Annotated in this window: 26 protein-coding genes, 1 tRNA gene and 1 pseudogene; 13 read left to right on the forward strand and 15 right to left on the reverse strand. The window is 43.6% G+C overall.

What is annotated here, in order from left to right; genetic code table 11:
• Positions 1 to 50: 50 nt before the first annotated feature.
• The 8 genes and pseudogenes from PHX29_00640 to PHX29_00675 all read right to left on the reverse strand — a co-directional run bounded on the left by PHX29_00640 (position 51) and on the right by PHX29_00675 (position 4,700).
• Positions 51 to 638, reverse strand: a complete 588-nt coding sequence (locus tag PHX29_00640) for a DUF981 domain-containing protein (GenBank protein ID MDD5604423.1) — start codon at positions 636 to 638, stop codon at positions 51 to 53.
• A gap of 337 nt (positions 639 to 975) precedes the next feature.
• Positions 976 to 1,452 carry a hypothetical protein gene (locus PHX29_00645; GenBank protein ID MDD5604424.1) on the reverse strand — a complete coding sequence of 159 codons (477 nt, stop codon included), beginning with the start codon at positions 1,450 to 1,452 and terminating at the stop codon, positions 976 to 978.
• Positions 1,436 to 1,900, reverse strand: a pseudogene (locus PHX29_00650) (MFS transporter). The gene PHX29_00645 and the pseudogene PHX29_00650 overlap by 17 nt, the downstream one beginning before the upstream one ends.
• Positions 1,901 to 2,076: 176 nt before the next feature.
• Positions 2,077 to 2,253, reverse strand: a complete 177-nt coding sequence (locus PHX29_00655; GenBank protein MDD5604425.1) for a zinc ribbon domain-containing protein — start codon at positions 2,251 to 2,253, stop codon at positions 2,077 to 2,079.
• A 113-nt stretch (positions 2,254 to 2,366) separates the two neighbouring features.
• Complete coding sequence (locus tag PHX29_00660; protein ID MDD5604426.1) at positions 2,367 to 2,957, reverse strand: hypothetical protein; 591 nt, start codon at positions 2,955 to 2,957, stop codon at positions 2,367 to 2,369.
• A gap of 475 nt (positions 2,958 to 3,432) precedes the next feature.
• Positions 3,433 to 3,762, reverse strand: a complete 330-nt coding sequence (locus PHX29_00665; GenBank protein ID MDD5604427.1) for a pyrimidine dimer DNA glycosylase/endonuclease V — start codon at positions 3,760 to 3,762, stop codon at positions 3,433 to 3,435.
• Between the two features lie 75 nt (positions 3,763 to 3,837).
• Positions 3,838 to 4,353, reverse strand: coding sequence for a peptidylprolyl isomerase (locus PHX29_00670; protein ID MDD5604428.1), 516 nt, complete (start codon positions 4,351 to 4,353; stop codon positions 3,838 to 3,840).
• A gap of 101 nt (positions 4,354 to 4,454) precedes the next feature.
• Positions 4,455 to 4,700 carry a GlsB/YeaQ/YmgE family stress response membrane protein gene (locus PHX29_00675; protein MDD5604429.1) on the reverse strand — a complete coding sequence of 82 codons (246 nt, stop codon included), beginning with the start codon at positions 4,698 to 4,700 and terminating at the stop codon, positions 4,455 to 4,457.
• Positions 4,701 to 4,935: 235 nt separating this feature from the next.
• Between PHX29_00675 and PHX29_00680 the strand changes: the two genes are divergently transcribed.
• Positions 4,936 to 5,463 (forward strand): M48 family metallopeptidase, encoded by a 528-nt coding sequence (locus PHX29_00680; GenBank protein ID MDD5604430.1) that lies wholly within the window; start codon positions 4,936 to 4,938, stop codon positions 5,461 to 5,463.
• A 64-nt stretch (positions 5,464 to 5,527) separates the two neighbouring features.
• Here the strand turns inward: PHX29_00680 and PHX29_00685 are convergent, their stop codons facing one another.
• Entirely contained in the window at positions 5,528 to 6,832 is a 1,305-nt protein-coding gene (locus PHX29_00685) for an SLC13 family permease (GenBank protein ID MDD5604431.1), read from the reverse strand.
• Between the two features lie 46 nt (positions 6,833 to 6,878).
• A complete protein-coding gene (locus tag PHX29_00690; protein MDD5604432.1) occupies positions 6,879 to 7,601 on the reverse strand; it encodes a hypothetical protein in 723 nt (240 codons plus the stop codon).
• A gap of 248 nt (positions 7,602 to 7,849) precedes the next feature.
• Between PHX29_00690 and PHX29_00695 the strand changes: the two genes are divergently transcribed.
• Positions 7,850 to 8,413, forward strand: coding sequence for a hypothetical protein (locus tag PHX29_00695; protein MDD5604433.1), 564 nt, complete (start codon positions 7,850 to 7,852; stop codon positions 8,411 to 8,413).
• 264 nt (positions 8,414 to 8,677) lie between these two features.
• Here the strand turns inward: PHX29_00695 and PHX29_00700 are convergent, their stop codons facing one another.
• Positions 8,678 to 8,995, reverse strand: a complete 318-nt coding sequence (locus PHX29_00700; GenBank protein MDD5604434.1) for a carboxymuconolactone decarboxylase family protein — start codon at positions 8,993 to 8,995, stop codon at positions 8,678 to 8,680.
• Positions 8,996 to 9,138: 143 nt separating this feature from the next.
• Between PHX29_00700 and PHX29_00705 the strand changes: the two genes are divergently transcribed.
• The 7 genes from PHX29_00705 (at position 9,139) to PHX29_00735 (ending at position 13,849) form a co-directional block, all read left to right on the forward strand.
• Positions 9,139 to 9,261: a hypothetical protein gene (locus tag PHX29_00705; GenBank protein ID MDD5604435.1), complete on the forward strand. Its 123-nt coding sequence runs from the start codon at positions 9,139 to 9,141 to the stop codon at positions 9,259 to 9,261.
• 100 nt (positions 9,262 to 9,361) lie between these two features.
• Positions 9,362 to 10,285, forward strand: coding sequence for an SPFH domain-containing protein (locus tag PHX29_00710; GenBank protein ID MDD5604436.1), 924 nt, complete (start codon positions 9,362 to 9,364; stop codon positions 10,283 to 10,285).
• Between the two features lie 10 nt (positions 10,286 to 10,295).
• Positions 10,296 to 11,294, forward strand: a complete 999-nt coding sequence (locus tag PHX29_00715) for a hypothetical protein (GenBank protein ID MDD5604437.1) — start codon at positions 10,296 to 10,298, stop codon at positions 11,292 to 11,294.
• A gap of 422 nt (positions 11,295 to 11,716) precedes the next feature.
• Positions 11,717 to 12,238: a hypothetical protein gene (locus tag PHX29_00720; protein ID MDD5604438.1), complete on the forward strand. Its 522-nt coding sequence runs from the start codon at positions 11,717 to 11,719 to the stop codon at positions 12,236 to 12,238.
• Positions 12,239 to 12,350: 112 nt separating this feature from the next.
• Positions 12,351 to 12,743 (forward strand): protease inhibitor I42 family protein, encoded by a 393-nt coding sequence (locus PHX29_00725; protein MDD5604439.1) that lies wholly within the window; start codon positions 12,351 to 12,353, stop codon positions 12,741 to 12,743.
• 161 nt (positions 12,744 to 12,904) lie between these two features.
• The gene (locus PHX29_00730) at positions 12,905 to 13,093 is read left to right on the forward strand and encodes a hypothetical protein (protein MDD5604440.1); all 189 of its coding nucleotides are present in this window, start codon (positions 12,905 to 12,907) and stop codon (positions 13,091 to 13,093) included.
• Between the two features lie 264 nt (positions 13,094 to 13,357).
• Positions 13,358 to 13,849, forward strand: coding sequence for a hypothetical protein (locus PHX29_00735; protein MDD5604441.1), 492 nt, complete (start codon positions 13,358 to 13,360; stop codon positions 13,847 to 13,849).
• A gap of 41 nt (positions 13,850 to 13,890) precedes the next feature.
• Here the strand turns inward: PHX29_00735 and PHX29_00740 are convergent, their stop codons facing one another.
• Positions 13,891 to 14,370, reverse strand: coding sequence for a hypothetical protein (locus PHX29_00740; protein MDD5604442.1), 480 nt, complete (start codon positions 14,368 to 14,370; stop codon positions 13,891 to 13,893).
• Between the two features lie 193 nt (positions 14,371 to 14,563).
• Here PHX29_00740 and PHX29_00745 point away from each other — a divergent pair, with 193 nt between their 5' ends.
• On the forward strand, positions 14,564 to 15,454 hold the full coding sequence (locus PHX29_00745; protein ID MDD5604443.1) for a cysteine synthase family protein: 891 nt from the start codon (positions 14,564 to 14,566) through the stop codon (positions 15,452 to 15,454).
• 16 nt (positions 15,455 to 15,470) lie between these two features.
• Entirely contained in the window at positions 15,471 to 15,818 is a 348-nt protein-coding gene (locus PHX29_00750; GenBank protein ID MDD5604444.1) for a cupin domain-containing protein, read from the forward strand.
• 711 nt (positions 15,819 to 16,529) lie between these two features.
• On the opposite strand, the gene PHX29_00755 is transcribed toward PHX29_00750, so the two are convergent.
• Both PHX29_00755 and PHX29_00760 read right to left on the reverse strand, forming a co-directional pair.
• Positions 16,530 to 16,871, reverse strand: a complete 342-nt coding sequence (locus PHX29_00755) for a hypothetical protein (protein MDD5604445.1) — start codon at positions 16,869 to 16,871, stop codon at positions 16,530 to 16,532.
• 97 nt (positions 16,872 to 16,968) lie between these two features.
• Positions 16,969 to 17,217 (reverse strand): hypothetical protein, encoded by a 249-nt coding sequence (locus PHX29_00760; protein ID MDD5604446.1) that lies wholly within the window; start codon positions 17,215 to 17,217, stop codon positions 16,969 to 16,971.
• A 177-nt stretch (positions 17,218 to 17,394) separates the two neighbouring features.
• Between PHX29_00760 and PHX29_00765 the strand changes: the two genes are divergently transcribed.
• A complete protein-coding gene (locus tag PHX29_00765) occupies positions 17,395 to 18,156 on the forward strand; it encodes a phospholipase D family protein (protein MDD5604447.1) in 762 nt (253 codons plus the stop codon).
• Between the two features lie 10 nt (positions 18,157 to 18,166).
• Here the strand turns inward: PHX29_00765 and PHX29_00770 are convergent.
• A tRNA-Met gene (locus PHX29_00770) sits at positions 18,167 to 18,238 on the reverse strand.
• 153 nt (positions 18,239 to 18,391) lie between these two features.
• Here PHX29_00770 and PHX29_00775 point away from each other — a divergent pair.
• Entirely contained in the window at positions 18,392 to 19,357 is a 966-nt protein-coding gene (locus tag PHX29_00775; GenBank protein ID MDD5604448.1) for a magnesium transporter CorA family protein, read from the forward strand.
• Positions 19,358 to 19,362 lie beyond the last annotated feature (5 nt).

The raw sequence follows: 19,362 nt of genomic DNA on the forward strand, positions 1-19,362 counted from the left end.
GCTGTTGCTTTATTACCGCAAAGCAAAACACGCTCTTAAAATACCATTACCTAGCGGGCATAAATCGGTTTGAACTCGCTAAAACTATCCAGATGGCCGATGTAGCCATTCAAGCTGGTATAAGCTAACATGCCAGCTGCAACTACCAGCAGAATGATGGCTAGCCACTGTATCATGCGGCTGATACCGGGATTGGATTTTGCAAAGAAAGCGGCCGGAAGAGAAAGAACACCGGGGAAACCAGCTACCAGCATTACAATGCCAGTGGGAACCGGATTAGAACCCAGCCCAAGATTGATCACTTGATACCCTACTACCATCGCCACAAGGCCTGCACCAAAACCATACACCCCAAGAGGAGCAAAGCTATAGGACTTGGATATAGACCACGCAGTACCCAAGAGCAAAACGCCGATGAGAATGGAAGGCTCACCCATAGCAATGTTCCATGAACCAGGCATTGGAGCGGTAAACGCCATATGCATGCCGGTTGCGACCGCTACAGCACCTGTGATGGTAAAGGCAGGCACAAAATTCCTGGCACTTTCAGAGAAGATCCCCTTGAAGATGAAGACCGCTAGCAGGAAGAGAGCAATTGCTATATTGGCATTCATAAGGGTTACATAAACGATGTACACTTTTTTCCCTCCTTTTATGTTTTTCGCTTGAGCAATACTCAGATTTTCAAGCTTGGTGAAGAAGTATACCATCGTATAAGATGTTAATCAAGACCATTTGCGAGTATATAATAGAAAAATATTACTTTCTGGTAACATTAATTTAAATGCCCCGGCTTGCTCCAGGTTAGCGCTTACACCTGTGCATAATTAGCAGTTCCCGTTATATAAACAATTCAAACACCAGCGGGGCTGCCTACTACTGGTGATGGATTCTCCCGAAAAGGATGCTCACTATAAGCTGGGTTAGGCAGGAACGTCTGACTCGATGAGGATTACTACAAGCAGGTTATTTACATTAATCTATGCTTCGAACCACAGGAACACATAATAAGTACAAACAAGCCAGTAAAGTCATGCCTCCCGCAACTGTAAACATGACTGGTGCATGTACGTCTACCAGCATTCCAGAAAGAGCAAAGGAAACTGGCATCAGCCCTACCGAAGCAAATGTTAAAAGGCTCATGACTCTGCCAACCATATGTGGAAGGGCTTCTTTTTGAAACCATGAGATGAGCACAATATTAAAGATTCCAACCCCCACACCCATGATAACCGAAAGGATGGCGGCGCCAATAATGCTGCCAATAATGCCATATAGACCTAATCCAATTCCTAACAAAGCTCCAATGATAGCCAGAACGTAACCACGCCGGCGGATTTTAATAGTCCCTGAGATAATTGTGCCTATCAGCGCTCCTCCTCCAAATGCAGAAAGGATAGTACCAAACGCTGTTGCACCACCAGCAAACCGGTTGTCAGCCAGCCATGCCAACTGCAGACATCAAAATCCCCGCAGGAGCAGACCCAATAAGATATGTTAATTCATGAGTACCCCTGAGAATAGCATTGCCGCTCCCAAGGGAATCCCTCTCAACAGCTCTTGGAATAATCGAGTTTAAAGCAGGATGGAAAAAAGAGTCAACTATACCAAAAATAATTGAAAAAACATAAAGATGCCAGAGTTGGGCAGAGTCAAAATAAACGATAAGTGCCACTGTTCCAACCACAACCGATCGCAGGAGGTTGGAGATCATCATAATCCTGCGCGGAGAAAGTTAATCGCTCAGAGCGCCGCCAAAAAGCATGAAAATTGCACGTGGGATTGCCCCAACCATAAGTACCGCCCCCAACGCCATTCCGGATCCGGTAATCTGAAGAGTGAGCCAGCTTAAGGCAACCACCTGGAATTGACCACCGAGCAGGGATATTCCTTCGCCCATCCATAAAAGACGAAAATCGCGTTTAAGGAGAGGGTTAAGTATGGGAATACGCCTGCACTAAAAGCATTATACTTTGGCATAGAACGCAAAAACAACCATTTAAAAAAATAAGGGAGCCTTGTACGACTCCCTTATATACCTGCATCCCGGACAACATGCCCGGATAGAGATTACCCTCAGCTATAGCTGCTGGTGCCACAACCGGAACCACCCATAAAGTTAAAGGCAGTATAAAACCGTTCGGTATCGGTGAAACCACAGATGGGGCATTCTACGTCTTCAGTACTTTCCATAGGCCTGAACACTTCAAATTCTGTTCCGCATTTTTGGCAGCCGTATGAATATGTTGGCATTTTACTTCTCCAGCGTTAATAGTATCATTTTTATGATACATCGTTTACGACTATTAAGCAAACCAGTAATCAACCTTATTCTGCACCGCTGCACACGGCAGCTAGTCTTTGCATCAGCCCCCACCTTCTACTATATAAAACTCCCGCAAGATCTCTCCCGCCTCAACATAATAAGAGCCGAGCAGCAACTTGATATCATCAGTGCAAACGGTTTTCGTTTCACCGCTCTGGATAAAAAATTCCACGTGTAAAACCAGTTCATAATCATCTTTGTCCTGGCTAGTGACAGTAACAGGAATATTGCACTCCATATCCCTGGTTGAGATGTTTTGTACCTCCATGCAGACACTGAAGGCATTTACAGCTGGTATTTCATCCGCTGGTAATATCAGCTGCCTGACAGCTATGCCCTGCTGTATCACAGTTGTAGTCACATAAACAGTAGATGGTGGAGGGGGAGGCGCCGTGGTTACCATGGGGACAGTAGTTGTTATATATTTGGTAATTGTAACCGAAGACGCGTCCGGCTGGCTGGTAACAGTCTTAATAATAGTGTCTGTGATGGTAACCGGACTAAGCTGCGTTTTCACCTGGGTAGTCGTCAGGTGTACTGTTGTCTCTCCTGCAAGACCGCAACCCGACACGGGCAGAGCTACCCCCAGTATGGCTGCCAACAATATCATCTGGAATATTTTTATTTTCACACGTACTCTCCACGCAATAGTTTAAAATTTTAATCCTTATTTTAGCACAGGAGAATATAAAATAATCACGTGTCGGGTGGTACGGACAAAAAACGGAGGCTCCCACTTTAGGAGCCTCCGTTTAATTGCTCACTCCTCAACCAGAATTCTATCGTAATGAAACACTACATGGAGTTTATTTTTACTCCCTCTATCCACCACAAATCCGGTTGAGTTCCACATGCCCCACGATAAGGGTGGGGCATTAACTGTCTACCTGGAATACTCCAAAAATCGAGTGAAGCCTCATCGTGCACCTCCTGATTATTATTAGAGGTATTGGCTCAGCCTCTGATACCACACTACTGTTTTATTAGTTTTTTGTCAAGATAACTATATTGGCTTAATTGCAAGTTTCTTATTGTAATTTTGATTTTACATTGAATAAAGCTCTTCATTTATCTGCCAATTACTGCCATGTTCTTTTAATTTGCGCCTACGCCCCGTCAGCCTCAATCAACCTTCTGCAAGTGGCACACCTCGAGCTTAATTCAACAAGGTTTGCCCAAGGATCCAGTTTTCCTCTCTGTGCAGAATAATCACAATCCCCAATTGGAGACTGGTGACGATACCCCCGACTTTCCATTTCTTGCACAAGCTGTTCATGGCGCTCCCGTATCAGGGGAGGATCAACCAGACCCTGCTCCAAAAATCCGCTAATATTTTTGCCCCGTCGCAGGCAACCCATCAGCATATGTAGTTCAACATGCTCGCCAAGTAGATGATTACGGCACATAAATCGGGGATTTACCATCCACATTCGCATAATATCACGGCTCCAGCTATTCCAGAGATACAGTATAATAATCAGTTTTTTTGATGCTGGTAACGATTTAGTCTTCTACAGAATTTCAACCAACTCAATCTCAAATGTCAGGTCTTTTCCAGCAAGCGGAGAATTTGCATCTACGGTGATATCTGTCTCAGAAACTGCCACGACAACCATTGTCCAGGTATATCCGCTCTCATCCTGGCTATAAACAGTATCTCCTACCTTCGGATCAAAGCCTCCTTCCAGCTGTTCTCTGCTTACGTCAAACACCAGGTCTTCCCTGTATTCGCCATATGCATCTTTCGCCACAATATCAACCGTTCTGGACTGCCCGGGTGTGAGCCCTATCACAGCTTGTTCGAACTTCTCCAACAAACGCCCTTCTCCGATAACAAACTCTAATGGCTGGCTACCCACCGATGTTTCATATTCAGTACCATCCGAAAGAAACAGGGTGTAATGCACCCGTACGCTGTCTCCTGCATTGGCCGATTTTTCAGAACCGCAGCCCGAAAGAAGTGCCGGCAACAATAACAAAAGCGCCATCACTGCAAGGGTAATCTGTAAATACCGTTTTTTAAACATTGACTGCTCCGGATTAAAATAGGCGGGCTTTTTCTGCCCGCGCTAGCATGCTTTTTTAATTATACACGATTACCCTGACCCAACGCTTTGTTAAATTGGATTTATCTACTTTTTATCCAGTCATAGACAGCGATAAGAATTATTGCAACAACCAGCGCAGCAACAAAACCTATCCACGAAGGGAAATCATACCAGCCGACCCAATGTCCAAGACTACCAGCTAGAAATGCCCCCAGAGCACCGAGAAGTATGGTCATAATCCAACCCATATTCTCTTTTCCGGGTAGAATAAGCCTTGCCAATACACCGATAACCAAACCCACCAGAAGATACCAAAGTATTTCCATGTTGACCCTCCTTTAATAATAATGATTATAAAGAAAAACATCATTAAATATCAATACTTTTTCCAATAAACGGCTCGGCTCCGATAATTTTTAAGGCTCGCGTAATGGACAGCTCCAGGTGTTTTTAACTAAATTATGCTTAGGCAGCCCCACTTGCTATAATTTCGTTTAAACTATGCAGCAAACCAGGCTTATCCATATCGATGAGGTTGGCCTAGTATCCTTCGAACGAAGCATGCGGGCTAAACGCATAAGCATTTCTATAAAACCTTTCCGAAAACCGAGAGTCGCCGTACCTCCTCACTCTTCTTTCCAAAAAGCAACAGAATTTGCTATCAGTAGAAAAAACTGGCTAATAGAAAATATTGATAAGATCAGACGTTACGAAAAAACATTATCTGTTCAGGCGATCGCCTCGACACCGGTAGACAGGCAACGTGCAACCAAGCTCCTCACCCGGCGGCTTGAAGAACTGGCCTTTAAATACGGCTTCTCCTATAACCGTGTAACTATTCGCAACCAGAAAACTCGCTGGGGCAGCTGTTCTGCTAATAACAACATCAGCCTTAACGTACAGCTTGCGAGGCTCCCTCAGGAGCTGGCTGATTATGTCATTCTGCATGAACTGGTACACACCAGGATAAAAAACCACAGCCATGCATTCTGGCAAGAGCTGGATAGACTGGTCGGTTCAAGCAAGAAATTCAGAGCTAAAATGAAAAACTACCTGCCTTTAATATATCCGGAATCTCTTGATCTTTAGCCACCGGGGTTGTTTGATAATGCCGTAATACCGTTAATGACGAGCAAATCCACTTAGTGTGCTCTTAAAGCCAGATGAGTTGAAGTAATACATGCGAAACAGCCACTGCGGCAATAGTAAAAGGCCAGGCAATTTTTATATAACTTCCCATTTTGATGCGGTAGCCACGTTTTTCCAGCATGCCGCAAGCCAGCACATTGGCGGTTGCGCCCACCGGCGTCAGGTTGCCACCCATACCGGTACCGATCAGCATACCGAAATAGAAGGGAAATGGATTAACTCCCAATGAAGATGCCAGCATAGAGCATACCGGCAGCATGATGACTGTATAGGGGACATTATCTATAAAAGATGAAAGCAGAACCGAAACCCAGATAATCACCCCAAGATATAGAGCCGGGCTGGAAATCCCGGTATTGATGAGCAAATTAGCAAAATCTTCCAGCAGTCCGACTTTATTTACACTGAAAATCAGGATAAAAATTCCTATTAAAAAGAATATAGAATTCCAATCGTATTCCTTGAGCCAGTTTTTGACATTACGCCCGGCAAAAGCCAGACACACCAAACCTAAAATCAAACCAACCAGACCCCGGTGATTCCATACTCCCAGGCTTTCCCACGGAATAAAAGCCAGGGCTGCAACGCTTACTACCAATAGTATTACCGGCTTGAAGGTTATTTCTACTTCCTCCGGCTGCAACGCTACCTTATTGTTCAGCTTCCTGAAAGTCAGGAGTAGCACGAAGATGGCAGCCAGGATCCCGATAACAGATATGGTTCCAAGCCCAACCTTGCCTTGAAACCAGTAGAATTCAAAAAAGCTCATGCCGGTTTGGCTTGCCATGATAAGAGCCGGCGGATCAGCTACCATGGTAACCGTGGTGACAATATTGGAAGCGGCAGCCAGTGCAATCAGATACACAAACAAATTGCCGTTCATGCGGGTGGCAAGTTCTATTGCTAATGGCGCCAAAATAATAACAACACTTGGATTAGCCATGAATGAGGAGAGAATCATAGCGATAACGCATAATACCAGCAGGGCGTATTTTTCTTGGGTTATACGGCTGACAACCCGATTGGCAAGCCACTTGGGGATATTGCTCGCGGTCAGAAAGCTGGCCAGCATCCCGTATCCCCAGTATATTGCCAGAACATCCCAATCTACCCCGGTAAAAAACGCCTCACCTGGCCCCACTACACCGAGCACTACCATAATAACAGCAGCTGCCAGTGAAACATAGGCGATGTTGAAGCGGCGGTACAGAATGAATACAAAGGTAATAACAAAAACTGCCAGTGTCATCCACTTGGCAGTGTCAGGACTTAAAAAACTGGGTACTAGCGCAAGAAAAGTTTCAGTCATTTGGATTCAATATTCCAATGAGTTTATCTTAACCTGAACGAAGCTGTCAAATGGGCAAAGCAGAAATTAAAGATATTCCGGCCAGCAAGCTTAATATGTTGGCAACGATTACATAAGCAGCAGTTCGCAAACGGCGATGTTCGTTTACCAAAATCAGAAAACCGGCCATTTCAATTATAAATATCAGCGCTTCTGCAAAAAACAGAAGGAGGACTAGATAGCCCACATGAAAAGGAGGGGTTCCATTCAAACATATCCAGAGCGTAAGCTGTGTGGCCAGGTTAAGACCGAGGAAAACCAGCCAGCTTCTCTTGCGACGGTAACCGAACAGGAAAAACACAAGCCCTTCGACCAAAAGCGTCAAAACAACCCGGGAGAATATTAAAAATGCTGACCGGTAAAAGGATTTACCCGGCGTAAGCGATTGGCTTTTCAGATCAAGTGTATAGATGTTTTGATATGACTCAACCGGCTTGTCTAGCTCTATTATGAAGGTTTTTCCTCCAGTGGCAACTTCAAAACTATAATCCGTAAACTGCATCTGATAGGAATAAAAAGAGTAGTAGGTTTCATAAGAGTGGGTGGTTTTGGAAGCCTTAGGACCCTCCGGTAGCAGGCTGATTTCCAAATCTTCGGGAGCATGGGCAACAATTATAAATATCGAGGGCGGCTCGGCAGAATTAGCATGGCATTCAGTTGTTTGAATAAAAGGAAAAAATAGCAGAAGCCCGGCTACTGCCAAGAGAAAATATTTCGCCCATTTCTTCATGCTGTTAATACTTTACCACTCAATGTCAAAAAGCTTAAGTTATTTTCCCCAACTTTGTTAAAAACCATTGTACAGACTACGAAATGAAAGCAAAAACACGTGTCATGTCCGAATGAAGCGAAGGGTCTCGCAAGAATTGTGCCCGTATATAAGAAAAAACATCTTGACGTTGGCGCTCTATACGTATAAGATCCTTGGGCAGTAAACGCATGTCATTCCGGGCAAAGTGAAGAGTCTTGCAAGAATTGTTGTCTACCATAATAAAAATTAATCAAAACATAATAGATACACTCAAGGCTACTATTGTAGTCATAAGCCTGGTGCTTCTGGCAGTCACCGGTGTGCAGCTATACATAGTCCTGACTACCGATACTGAGAGTGATATTTCCTATTTTCTAAAGTTGGCAGAAGACCTTCATGGTGATATCGATGCAGAATTTCTTAAGGAGAACGTTACTGAACTTGCTGGAATAATTTCTTCTCCAAATCTGGGAGAGTCCAAACCGATAGCTCTGGCAATATCCCACGGCATTTTCATGACCAACGCATACAGGGAAAGGTTTTACGACCTCATGTCAGTAACCGATGCAACCCTGGTGCTTAAAAATGCTTTGATACAGGAAGGCGGACTATTCTTGAACAGCTATCACAACCTGAGGGAAGCGCTTAACGACAGCCTGAATGAAGACTACGACTCCCGCGATTCAAATATTCACAAAGTGTTGTCAAAACTTGATGAAGCCCTGGCGTTGAGATATCCAAATACTGCCGCTATTGAACGTTGGCTGGGTGAACCAGGAAAACCTGACTAGCGAATACCTGTTACTAGCCGCACCCGCTGCAGCCTCCGCAACTGCCAGATGAGCAGCTGTTGCTCTTTCCGGAGTTAAAGGCAGCATATACCCGTTCCAGTCCAGCTTTCCCACATGACGTGCATTTTACTTCATTGTGGTTTGTACCCATTGGCAACAACAGCTCAAAAACACAGTCACATCTAAGGCATTTATAAGAATATAAAGGCATTTTTCCTCTCTATATAGATCCAAATAATTATTGCTGACAGCAACATCAGCGCTCTAGCCTTTTTTAGCAAGTATTTCTTCCGCCCAGGCCATTGCGGCAATCATCCGCGGGAAACCGGCAGTAGTAAGCGTTTGAATAATTGCGTGTCTAATTTCTTCAGGGGAGATACCTTCAGAAAGAGCCTGTAACACATGAGACTGGACATCCCCTTCGCTTTCAATCCCAATAGCAATACCAAGCTTTACCAACCTGCGGCACTTAGCATCCAGCGGACCATCCTGATGGCAGCTCTGGGCTAGTTTGGAAAAATCCCGGGCAATTTCAGGATACTTCTTCTCAAAATCGGCATAATATTTGGGAGAATATTTCATCGCGCTTCCTCCTTAGCATTAGATAAACTCATTATCATGCAAGAAGATTTTGTTGTCAATTGAAATAATTTATCGATTAGCGGGATATATTAATCGTGCCTGATTAGAGTATAATATTATTATTAACATGGAGGAAGTTCTTTATGGAATTGCACCTGGTACTCGGCTGGGGTTCGCCAATCGGTATCGGCATCTTTCTTCTCTGCCTTGCTGGCATGGTTTACATTTTATCCAAAGTAGGTAAAGACAAGGGCGACAGAGATTAATAAACCAGGAGTGTCCAAGAGTTCTTTCTGGAATATGCAGCGGCAAAACCAGTCTTGCCCTGCCAGGGCTGAAATTATTTTTACAGGGGGATAATAATAAATGACAGGATTAATCATAGGGCCGACGATCGGCTTCATATTGCTCATGGTATTTTTTATGTCAGTCTATACTGTAAAGCAGCAAACCTATGTGGTTATCGAAAGATTGGGCAAATTTACCAAGATTTCGGACCCGGGATTTCATTTCAAATGGCCAATAATCGATCGTATTGCTGGCAGGGTTTCCATTAGGGTGCGGGAACTAAATGTTGCAGTTAAAACTAAAACCGTCGATAACGTTTTCGTCGATTTATTAATTGCAGTTCAGTATTATGTCACTAAAGAGAAAGTATGGGATGCTTTCTATAAACTTACCAACCCACAATCACAGATGGAGTCCTTCGTATTCGATACTGTAAGAGCAAAAGTTCCCCACATGAAGCTGGACGAGGTTTTTGAAAGGAAAGAGGATATTGCACAGGATATTGAAGAGAAACTCGGCAATATCATGCCTGAGTTTGGCTACTTTATTAAAACTGCGCTGGTGAACGATATTGTACCCGATACCAAGGTAGCCAATGCCATGAACGAAATCAATGCCCAGGAGAGGCTGAGAGTAGCTGCCGAACACAAGGGCGAAGCCGAAAAGATTTTAATAGTAAAAGCAGCCGAAGCTGATGCAAAGAGCAAGGAACTTTCCGGCATAGGTATAGCTAACCAGAGAATAGCCATTGTTAAGGGCTTGAGAGAATCCGTAGAGGACTTCCAAAAATCCATTGAGGGTGTAGATGCCAAAGACGTAATGTCGCTAGTACTGCTTACCCAGTACTACGATATGCTCACCGACGTCGGCCGCCATTCCAACAATAATACTATCCTTATTCCGCATTCACCAGGAGCGGTGGGTGAGTTCCAGGAGCAAATACTGACTTCTTTGCTGGCAGCTGATAAGGCAACAAAAGATACCGGCAAGAAAACAGATTAAGGAGGCAACCATGGAGCTTAGCCCGGAAGAAAGGCAGCGGATATACCAGGAAGAAAAAGAGCGGATAGAACAAGAAAAAGCACAAGCGTCCAGCGCCAAAACCAGCACCCAGTTGCCTCAGAATGTGAGCGGGCTTTTATGTTACCTGGCTGGTTGGATTACCGGCATTATATTCTTGGTGCTTGAACCCAAAAACAGATTTATTCGCTTTCACGCCACTCAATCTATAGTAACTTTCGCCCCGCTGATGATATTAAGCGGCTTGCTGTCCCTCATCCCGGTAATTGGTGATGCCTTCAGCGCAATTATCGGCACACTGACTTTTGCCCTTTGGATAATACTCATGATAAAAGCCTACCAGGGTGAAATGTTCAGGCTGCCACTGGCAGGTGATATTGCAGCTTCTGCTATCAATGATATGCCCCAGACAAGCCAAGAAACTAAAACCGTTGCCCTTGCGAGGGAGACAACGGAAGATACCGAACCAATAGCTGTTACTGCCGAAGCCGGGCAACGAGTACACACGGAAAGGGAAGGAAAGGATGACTCCTCCGGGCGTACTGGCCGATTAATTGGATACTCATTCGGGATTATCTGGAACATAGCCCTTCTCATTTTCTTTACATGTTTTCACAGCTACATTGCCTGGTACCGGCATGTGCCCGGAGGAGGCTTTTCACGTGCCCCGTTGCTCACCAGCGAATTTATGGTATGGCTTCCCATCTTCATTGTAGTAACAGTGCTTACCATTGCCGCCTACATTACGATGATAGTATATGACCGCTACTGGTTCCGGGAAGCCACAGAAATGGTGTTGAATATTCTGGGTGTAATAGTAGTTGCCTCTCTTGCCAGCATATTCCCATTCGATTTCAGCATAATTCCTGGAGGAGCAGAAACCGCGGTGGCAATTGCCGTAAAATCCAGCTTGATAATAATCGCTGTGATATTGGGAATTGCCGCCTTCGCGAGGTTCGTAAAGCTGATAGTGTACGCAGTAAGGCAATAATGCCAAATTCATCATTATTCACCAAGCGAAAAAAAAGAGGGATTTTGGGCCAGCTTCTTAGATTAAACAAACCTGAACCTGATCCGGTTTAAATACTTCGGCTGGGAATATAGCTATATTCCCAGCCACTTGATAATCCCGCTATTTAATTCAAAATCCCCCGGTTTTACTATCTTAGCAAGCCTCTAAACCCTCTGACAGCTTAATAGCTTTTTGCGCGGTTGTGATATAAATAAGGTGCCTATGGGTACGTTTCTTTTCTGTGCGCAATGTTTTTTATTATTCGTTCTGTCAACACCGATACCCGAGCTGGAAAAAGAAATAAAGAATCGAAAAAAGTATTATTAGACCACTCATTCGGCAATACCTTGGTAGTATTTCTGGCGTTATAATAAGAGGCTGGGGAAAGGTAGAAGCTACATATGAAAAGCAGGAGCTTAATAACTGTCTTTGTTTTTTCTATTTTACTTACACAGTTTACATGTGGCTGTAATACTCCTAAAGGCGAAGATCCCAGAAACAACCCTGATGTCCTGGCATCACTGGAAGAAGCCGGAAAGTTGATCGAAAAACTTTCAATCGCTGAAATAGATATACTGCCGCGTGGTTTTAAGGGATACGAGCTGTACTCTTGGCCAAAAGAAGAGAAGTGGATGTTTACCCTTATTACCGGGACCAACCGCACCAAAACCGTGAAGGAGCTTACTACTGTTGAGGATTATATTTCTGAAACCGGCTGGGTAAACATCCATTGTTCAAGTGTAGATGATATACAAACAGCTTTGAGTAAATTGCCGGCAGGAGAACTGGTGGTCTGGTGCGGAGAATTACACATTGGAGAAACAGAGGGCGTAGATTTTAAACTGCCGCCTGAACAAATTGTTGGCGACATAAAAACACATTGTGAGGCGCTTGGTCTGGATTTAGTAGTTGGAGTAGGTTAATTACTGACAGCTGAAACGCTAAATTAATCACTGAAATACCGCCATTTTCCCTGATGCTGTTAAATATGCGACTTATTATTATATGTGGTAGTAAAAATTGTGAGGTGAAACGATGAAAAAGCTATTGTTTACCGCCGTGGTACTCGTTCTATCCGCCTCGATGGCCTGGGGATGTACCAGCCAATCTGTAAAAGCCTACTACGACCCGGAAGAAGACATTGATTCTGGCGTCAGCAAGGAGTTTATTGTGCTGATTGCGCTTGAATCTAACCCTTCCACCGGCTACAGATGGGAAGCAGTTTACAACACAGAAATGCTTGAGCTTGTAGAGGAGACATTTGAACCAGGTGAATTTGCTAAAGAAAACATAGTTGGCGCCGGAGGTACTGAACTTTTCCGGTTCAAGGCATTAAACAAAGGCCAAACTGACATCACTTTCAAGTATAAAAGATCCTGGGAAACTGAAGTCCTGGAAACCAAGATATTTACAGTTGAGATAAAGTAATCCGGCTTGAAAACTCCAGGTTAAAGAATTCTCAATTAGCTTGGTAAACCGAATAATCAGAGCGGAAATCGGGCTTCCTTTCATTCCGCTCTGAGAAGTGATGTGCAGGTAAAAAGATTAAGCGTCCAAAACCTTCAACCAGAAAACCGTGGGCGGGAGCAGTGCAGGCAGGATATAATAAAGACCAACGTTTCAAACCAGGAAAACCTGCTATGAGGATCGATAAAAACAACCCGAATAAAAGATATACAGATTTTTGGGATTGGCTATTTGCTGATGTGAACTACTTCTGGATAATAGCCATGGGCTTGGGTTACGCATACTATCTCGTAACCACTTACGAGGTGTAAACTTACCGGCTTCACCCATTTTCCACCGGATATCCTGGCATTGCAGCCACTGGCCTGCAATGGTTGCACAAATACGGTTTCTTATAATCCGGTCGCCATTTACTGTCTATTTATGCAAACAATGGCAAGCTTGAACCGAAAAGTAGTTGCTTTGATTCTACGGTAAAAAAAATTGTTGCAATCCAATTTTGCCAGCTTTAAACCGATGAATTCGACAATTACTGGTGGTAAAATAAATTGTCAGTACGAATAAAGGGGGGGGTTATGACAAATCATGAAGGCGAAACCGGCTGTTGTCCAAGATTTGATCCCGAACCATGGGAAGAAAAAGAAACAATCTGGGAAAATAAACTCTTCTTGAAAGACACTGTACCCCAGTTTATGCACATTCCCTTGCCGGGAACTTTCGGCAAAGCAGTCACCAGAGCATGGGACAAAATTGAAAATGCAGGAGCAAAGCCTGAAGATAAGGATTTCTTGATGCTTTCCGCCGAATCTTCCCCATGGAAGGGCGAATTATACATCAGCATCACCAAAGAAGTTCCCGATGCCGAAAATGTTAAATTATCGGGAACATATCTTACCAAGGTTTTTGATGGACCCTACAACTCCGTACCGAGTTGGGTAAAAGAAATGGTTAAGTATGCAGAGCAAAAGGGCAAAGATATCAAGAACTTCTATTTTTATTATACAACATGCCCAAAATGCGCCAAGGTGTACGGGCATAACTATGTTGTAGCTTTCGCAGAAGTGTAGGGAATTATTAACAGGGAGCTAGCTGGATTCACAGAGCTTTTTTAATCTGGCTCAGGATTCCAGGGAATCAAGCTTGAATCAGAAATCTGCAAACGGTAATTATAGCTGTCCAAATGCCCATAACGTCCCCCGTATTCCAGCTTGCCTGTGAGCTGGACTTTACCATAATGGGCAGGGTAACCGGTAACGTTTTCAGCTTGGAGATAGAGCTGCTCTCTCACATCTTCAGCCAAGCCGCTCTGGATCCAGATTAACACACCACCTGGTTTCAAGTTTCCCGGCGCAAAACCAGATGGCTCCAGCCTTTCTGCAAGAACAGCGATTTCAAAACCATCGAACCAGAAGCCGTCGATGGTTATATATTTATCCGAGTATAATTCCGGATTAGCAGCTAAATCCTCAAAGGTGATTTTGGGAGCATTTGAAGGGTTGGTCGTAGTAAATCCATCATCACCTATACAACCGACTAGCGGTAAGGCAGATAGAATAACCGCTATAAACAACAGAAATTGTTTTTTCATTATGTCATCATGCTCAATTCTTAGCCATTTTAATTGTATTGCTTTTACGATTAAATATCCACACTGAGCTGGTTAAACGCTGTTTGAAAACAAATAATAACGATATTCTTTCAGAAATGATCAAAACAGGTATGAATTTAGCCTTTGGAGTATAATAAAACTCAAAACCTTTTTAAGGAGCGTCATGGACTCAGTGCAAAATATCCTACAAACTATCGGCAATACACCGCTTGTGCGCATCAATAAGCTTAATCCCAATAAAAATGCCTCAATTTATGCAAAGGTTGAAGGCTTTAATCCAACCGGAAGTATAAAAGACAGGATTGCATTGAGCATGGTCGAACAGGCTGAGCTGGAGGGAAAACTAACGCCAGGAAAAACAATTATTGAGCCTACCTCGGGCAATACCGGAGTAGCTCTTGCAATGATCGGCAGCATAAGAGGGTACTCGGTAGAAATCGTTATGAGCGAAGCGGTTTCCAGCGAGAGGATTCAGATGGTTAAGGCATTTGGTGGAAAGGTTACCCTGACAGATGGAAAAATGGGAACAGACGGAGCCATCCGAAAAGCTAGAGAGCTGGTAAGCAACTACCCTGATAAATATTTTATGCCGGATCAGTTTTCCAATGAGTTCAACAAGGTTGCTCATTACAGAACAACCGGAGAAGAAATCTGGAAGCAAACCGAAGGGAATATAGACTACTTTGTTTCGTCTGTGGGCACTTCTGGCACTCTTATGGGAGTAGCTAAAGTATTAAAGGAACATAACGCCAACATTACAATAGTATGCGCTCATCCTGTTAAAGGTCACTACATCCAGGGGCTGAAAAACATGGAGGAGGCAATCGTACCGGCAATATATGATCCTTCCATGATCGATATCCAAATTATGGTCGAAACCGAAGCTGCATATGAAATGACCAGGCAAATTGTAAAACAGGAAGGAATTTTTGTAGGCATGAGCAGCGGCGCCGCCATGTATGCCGCCGTTCAGACTGCCATGAAAATAGAATCAGGAACCATCGTAGTAATCTTCCCAGACAGAGGGGAGAAATATTTGAGCACAGAATTGTTCAAGGCATAGGGAGACGAGGTGAATTATGTACATCGCTTCTCTGGAAAATACACCGAAAACCAAAATAGATATGGAGGGGGCTTATAAAGTATTCAAGCAGATTCCCCTTTCTAGCAAACATGGGGCACCAACCTGTTCTTTCCGTGTGTTTACTCTAGAACCCGGCGGCCATACTCCGCTTCACCGCCATGAAAATGAACACATGAACTATATAATCGAAGGTGCAGGCAACCTGGTGATTCAGGGCAAACATTACAACGTCAAGAAAGGCGATTTTGCTCTGGTATTACCAGGAGAGGAACATCAATACCGCAACACCTCAACCGATGAACCAATGGTAATGATCTGTGCTGTTCCCAAGGAATACGAATAAGGATTAATATTTAATTATGCTAATTCGCTATTGATATCAACATACGCTTTACACAACTTATATGCCTGTTCTAGGGAGAGTGCAACATTAGCTTCCATTTACGTTCCTTTTAGGACATAAAAAAGTGGCAGCGGCTGGATTTGGACCAGCCGCTTTAACCAGCGGCTATCAACAACTGCAACCTTCACAGCCCGATTGCCCGGGTTTGCTGATTACAAATCCCTCTCCGTCCATTGATTGGATATAATCAATCGTATTTCCGCCTGTAAAGGGTTTAACATTATCAGAAACCAAAAGGTTAATACTGTTTACCTGAATTGCGGTTTCATTCTCTCTTAACTCATCCAGAGCTAATCCTAAACGAGGCCCACCTCAACCAGCTTCAATCGTTATGCGTAAATATTTCCCAACATTTTCATCTAGTATTTCTTTTATTTTATCTCGGGCAGCATCAGTAATTTGTAACAATATGTTTTCCTTTTCACCAATCAATGGTAATTATTATCGGTACTACAGGTTTTATTCTATCATAAAAGAAGGTTGTTAAAATAATAAAACCTGTAAAGCAAGGCCAAACATGTTTAAGACATATGATTTCCTGGGAAACGTGATCATTAAAACTCTGTCAATGGTTTTAATGTAACTGCGAAAAAAGCTGTAATAAAGCGATGACGCCAGCGGGTAACAGGGCGACCTGTTTCTGTATTAAATTTAGCGTACCTGGTTTATTTTTTCCGCCAGTTCATCAGGGTTGCCGGGAGAAAGCACCATTCGCTGATAATTCCAGCCATTTAGAAAAATCACCAGGTGCTTCTTTCTAATTGTAGCGCACCAGAATTCTGCCCCTAAAGCAGTGTGGTATGTGCCGGCTTTAATAATAAACGGGATATTCGTTCCCGGGGAGCGCACTGCCAGCATGTTCCAGTCTGGCTTTTCAGCCAAGGCACCGGTGATATTGACCAGCGGAACAGAAAACGATCCGTTGAAAGATATATATTTCTCTAAAAGATTAAGCTTAATGTCCAAATGATCTTGGTTAAGATAAATCTTCATTCTTTTTAGAAGCTGCTACCCGAAAGGCTTTACTCCCCGGGCTGCTCACTTTCGGCCTTGTAAGTTTATCACAACAAGGCTCCTCGGGAAAAAAGCATTATTTGCCATTATTGTTCCTCACTGACAACAAGGTGGAAGCATAATGCGCTTTCCTTAATACTATTTTCCTCTCCACCTGGAGATCATTGTCCTGTTTCTCTGACTGCCAACAGTTGAAGTTGTTACAATACCAGAGGAAGCCTTTCAGTTTATCCGAGTAACACTCTATTGTTCCGTAGGATTTGCCTTCTACCTTGCAGGATAGTAAAAACTCATCGATTGCCTGTTTTACGCTTATATTAGACATTGGACCTGATCTCCTTCTCGTTTAGTTGCGTGCGAGTATAGTCTTCTTTCGGAGAAGGTCAATAGAGATGTGAGGCTTGTTATTTATGAAGAACCCCGTCTTTGCGTTTTAGGCTTGTCAGCATGTGTTATATTGTAATAACAATATAAAGACTTAACGAAACAGGAGAAGCATATCGTGTCAAAATTCCTAAACACTTGGAGTGCTTTTGCTCAAATCGAAAGTATAATTAGCAGCTCCACGAAAAAGCTTTGTTTGATTACTCCATATATCAAAATGCCTGAATCATTATTAGAGCGCTTGATATATAAATCTAACAGTGGCGTTGATATAACAATCGTATGCAGGGAGCAAGACTTAAAATCTCAAGAAAGAGACGCCTTAAGCAAGATACGCAATCTAGAACTTCGCTTTCTTGAAAAGCTTCATGCTAAGTGTTTTTACAATGAAGAAAACATGGTTATTACTTCTTTGAATTTATATGAGACTTCTCAAGGAAACCGCGAAATGGGGATACTCCTCACCTCATCGGATGATTCTTCAACGTTCGATGAGGCGGTAAGAGAAGCTGAATTCATCGTCCAATCTGCAAAACAATCGAATAGTATAGAGCATAAGTTTACAAAGCCTAAATATATAAAACAGTCTTTATCAGAAAAACCATCTGCCACAAATCAAACAGTTCAAAAAAGCAAATCGGTGCTTGCCGAAATAGCGGATTTCATGTTCGGAGAGCCAACTAATTCCAGAGGTTATTGCATACGTTGCCACGGTTTAATTGATAAGAATCCTGATAAACCTCTTTGTGGCAGTTGCTTTGAGATCTGGCGCAGGGTTAGTAATCGTAATTTCACCGAAAATTACTGCCACATTTGCGGTAAACCAGCAAAAACCTCATTTGCAAAACCTCAGTGCAAGACTTGTTATAAGAGGCAATAAATGAAAAAAGTGGCAGCGACTGGATTTGAACCAGTGACCAAGGGCTTATGAGTCCCCTGCTCTACCACTGAGCTACGCTGCCACGAAGCACAGCAATTTTATAATGGCGCCCGTTTGTTGTCAACTTTGAAGATGTGAGATCTGGCAATAAAAAGCCCGCTGGTGTATATTATTTAGAATGCCGTAATAAACGGCTGGTGTGAAAGAAGCAATGTAAAACTAACTGCGAGGGCTAATGGCCAACAAACCCGTTACAAAGAAAATTGAGGGGAAGTCAAGGATAGAAACCATTGACTGGAACGGGTTTAGCTGGATTGATATAAACCCCCCTTCCGAAGATTCATCAAGCTATCTTAAAGAGCGCTTCCCTTTTCATGCACTTGACCTGGATGATACCTGCAGCCGCATACAGCGCCCTAAAATTGATGAATACAAGGAATACCTGTTTATGGTATTCCGCTTCCCCCGCTATCGGAAACAGGAACAGGTATTGACTGCCAGCCAGGTTTCGGTATTTATAGGGGAAGATTACCTGATAACCCTCCACCAGGGTGATTTGAAGCCGCTTACCAAGCTCTTCCGTGAATGCCAACTGGAAGAGGAAGCCCGCCAGGAATACATGACACGCGGCTCCGGTTACCTGTTGTACCGCATCCTGGACCGCCTGGTGGACTACTGCCTTCCCATCCTGGACAAGGTCGGCAACAGCATAGAAGATCTTGAAGATGAAATCTTTACTGCCAATAATCCCAATCTGGTGCAGGAAATATCCCGCCTGCGCCGGGATGTTATTGCTTTTCACCGCATAATCTGGCCCATGAAGCCGGTTATCGGAGGCCTTGAAAACAAAGTTCGCCGCTTCGTGAAATCTGACCTTGCAGTGTACTTTGGAGACATGCTGGACCATGTAGAAAAAATATGGGACGGGCTGTGCGAATACAAGGAAATAGTAGAAGGCCTTTCCGACACCTTTAACTCGTTAAGCTCAAACCGCATTAATGAAATCCTGCGCGTGCTGACTATACTAACTGTAATAAGTGCCGTTCTTACGGTAATAGTTGGCTTCTTCGGGATGAATGTGCCACTTCCCGGCGGTTCTGACCCGGGTGGCAGCCCGATAGCCTGGCTTGGAATCATATTTTCCGGCATCCTGTTAACAATACTCATGATACTCTTCTTCCGCTACAAGCGCTGGCTATAAAAAAT

The organism is Dehalococcoidales bacterium, assembly GCA_028717385.1.
Lineage (GTDB): Bacteria > Chloroflexota > Dehalococcoidia > Dehalococcoidales > CSSed11-197 > CSSed11-197.

Excerpts from the sequence above, each read along its gene's own strand:
- PHX29_00720 (MDD5604438.1), top strand. The coding sequence starts at position 11,717 with ATGAAAAGCAGGAGCTTAATAACTGTCTTTGTTTTTTCTATTTTACTT.
- PHX29_00725 (MDD5604439.1), top strand. The coding sequence starts at position 12,351 with ATGAAAAAGCTATTGTTTACCGCCGTGGTACTCGTTCTATCCGCCTCG.
- PHX29_00680 (MDD5604430.1), top strand. The coding sequence starts at position 4,936 with ATGCGGGCTAAACGCATAAGCATTTCTATAAAACCTTTCCGAAAACCG.
- PHX29_00775 (MDD5604448.1), top strand. The coding sequence starts at position 18,392 with ATGGCCAACAAACCCGTTACAAAGAAAATTGAGGGGAAGTCAAGGATA.
- PHX29_00690 (MDD5604432.1), bottom strand. The coding sequence starts at position 7,601 with ATGAAGAAATGGGCGAAATATTTTCTCTTGGCAGTAGCCGGGCTTCTG.
- PHX29_00705 (MDD5604435.1), top strand. The coding sequence starts at position 9,139 with ATGGAATTGCACCTGGTACTCGGCTGGGGTTCGCCAATCGGTATCGGC.
- PHX29_00750 (MDD5604444.1), top strand. The coding sequence starts at position 15,471 with ATGTACATCGCTTCTCTGGAAAATACACCGAAAACCAAAATAGATATG.
- PHX29_00675 (MDD5604429.1), bottom strand. The coding sequence starts at position 4,700 with ATGGAAATACTTTGGTATCTTCTGGTGGGTTTGGTTATCGGTGTATTG.
- PHX29_00715 (MDD5604437.1), top strand. The coding sequence starts at position 10,296 with ATGGAGCTTAGCCCGGAAGAAAGGCAGCGGATATACCAGGAAGAAAAA.
- PHX29_00665 (MDD5604427.1), bottom strand. The coding sequence starts at position 3,762 with ATGCGAATGTGGATGGTAAATCCCCGATTTATGTGCCGTAATCATCTA.
- PHX29_00735 (MDD5604441.1), top strand. The coding sequence starts at position 13,358 with ATGACAAATCATGAAGGCGAAACCGGCTGTTGTCCAAGATTTGATCCC.
- PHX29_00760 (MDD5604446.1), bottom strand. The coding sequence starts at position 17,217 with ATGTCTAATATAAGCGTAAAACAGGCAATCGATGAGTTTTTACTATCC.
- PHX29_00655 (MDD5604425.1), bottom strand. The coding sequence starts at position 2,253 with ATGCCAACATATTCATACGGCTGCCAAAAATGCGGAACAGAATTTGAA.
- PHX29_00740 (MDD5604442.1), bottom strand. The coding sequence starts at position 14,370 with ATGAAAAAACAATTTCTGTTGTTTATAGCGGTTATTCTATCTGCCTTA.
- PHX29_00710 (MDD5604436.1), top strand. The coding sequence starts at position 9,362 with ATGACAGGATTAATCATAGGGCCGACGATCGGCTTCATATTGCTCATG.
- PHX29_00685 (MDD5604431.1), bottom strand. The coding sequence starts at position 6,832 with ATGACTGAAACTTTTCTTGCGCTAGTACCCAGTTTTTTAAGTCCTGAC.
- PHX29_00670 (MDD5604428.1), bottom strand. The coding sequence starts at position 4,353 with ATGTTTAAAAAACGGTATTTACAGATTACCCTTGCAGTGATGGCGCTT.
- PHX29_00700 (MDD5604434.1), bottom strand. The coding sequence starts at position 8,995 with ATGAAATATTCTCCCAAATATTATGCCGATTTTGAGAAGAAGTATCCT.
- PHX29_00755 (MDD5604445.1), bottom strand. The coding sequence starts at position 16,871 with ATGAAGATTTATCTTAACCAAGATCATTTGGACATTAAGCTTAATCTT.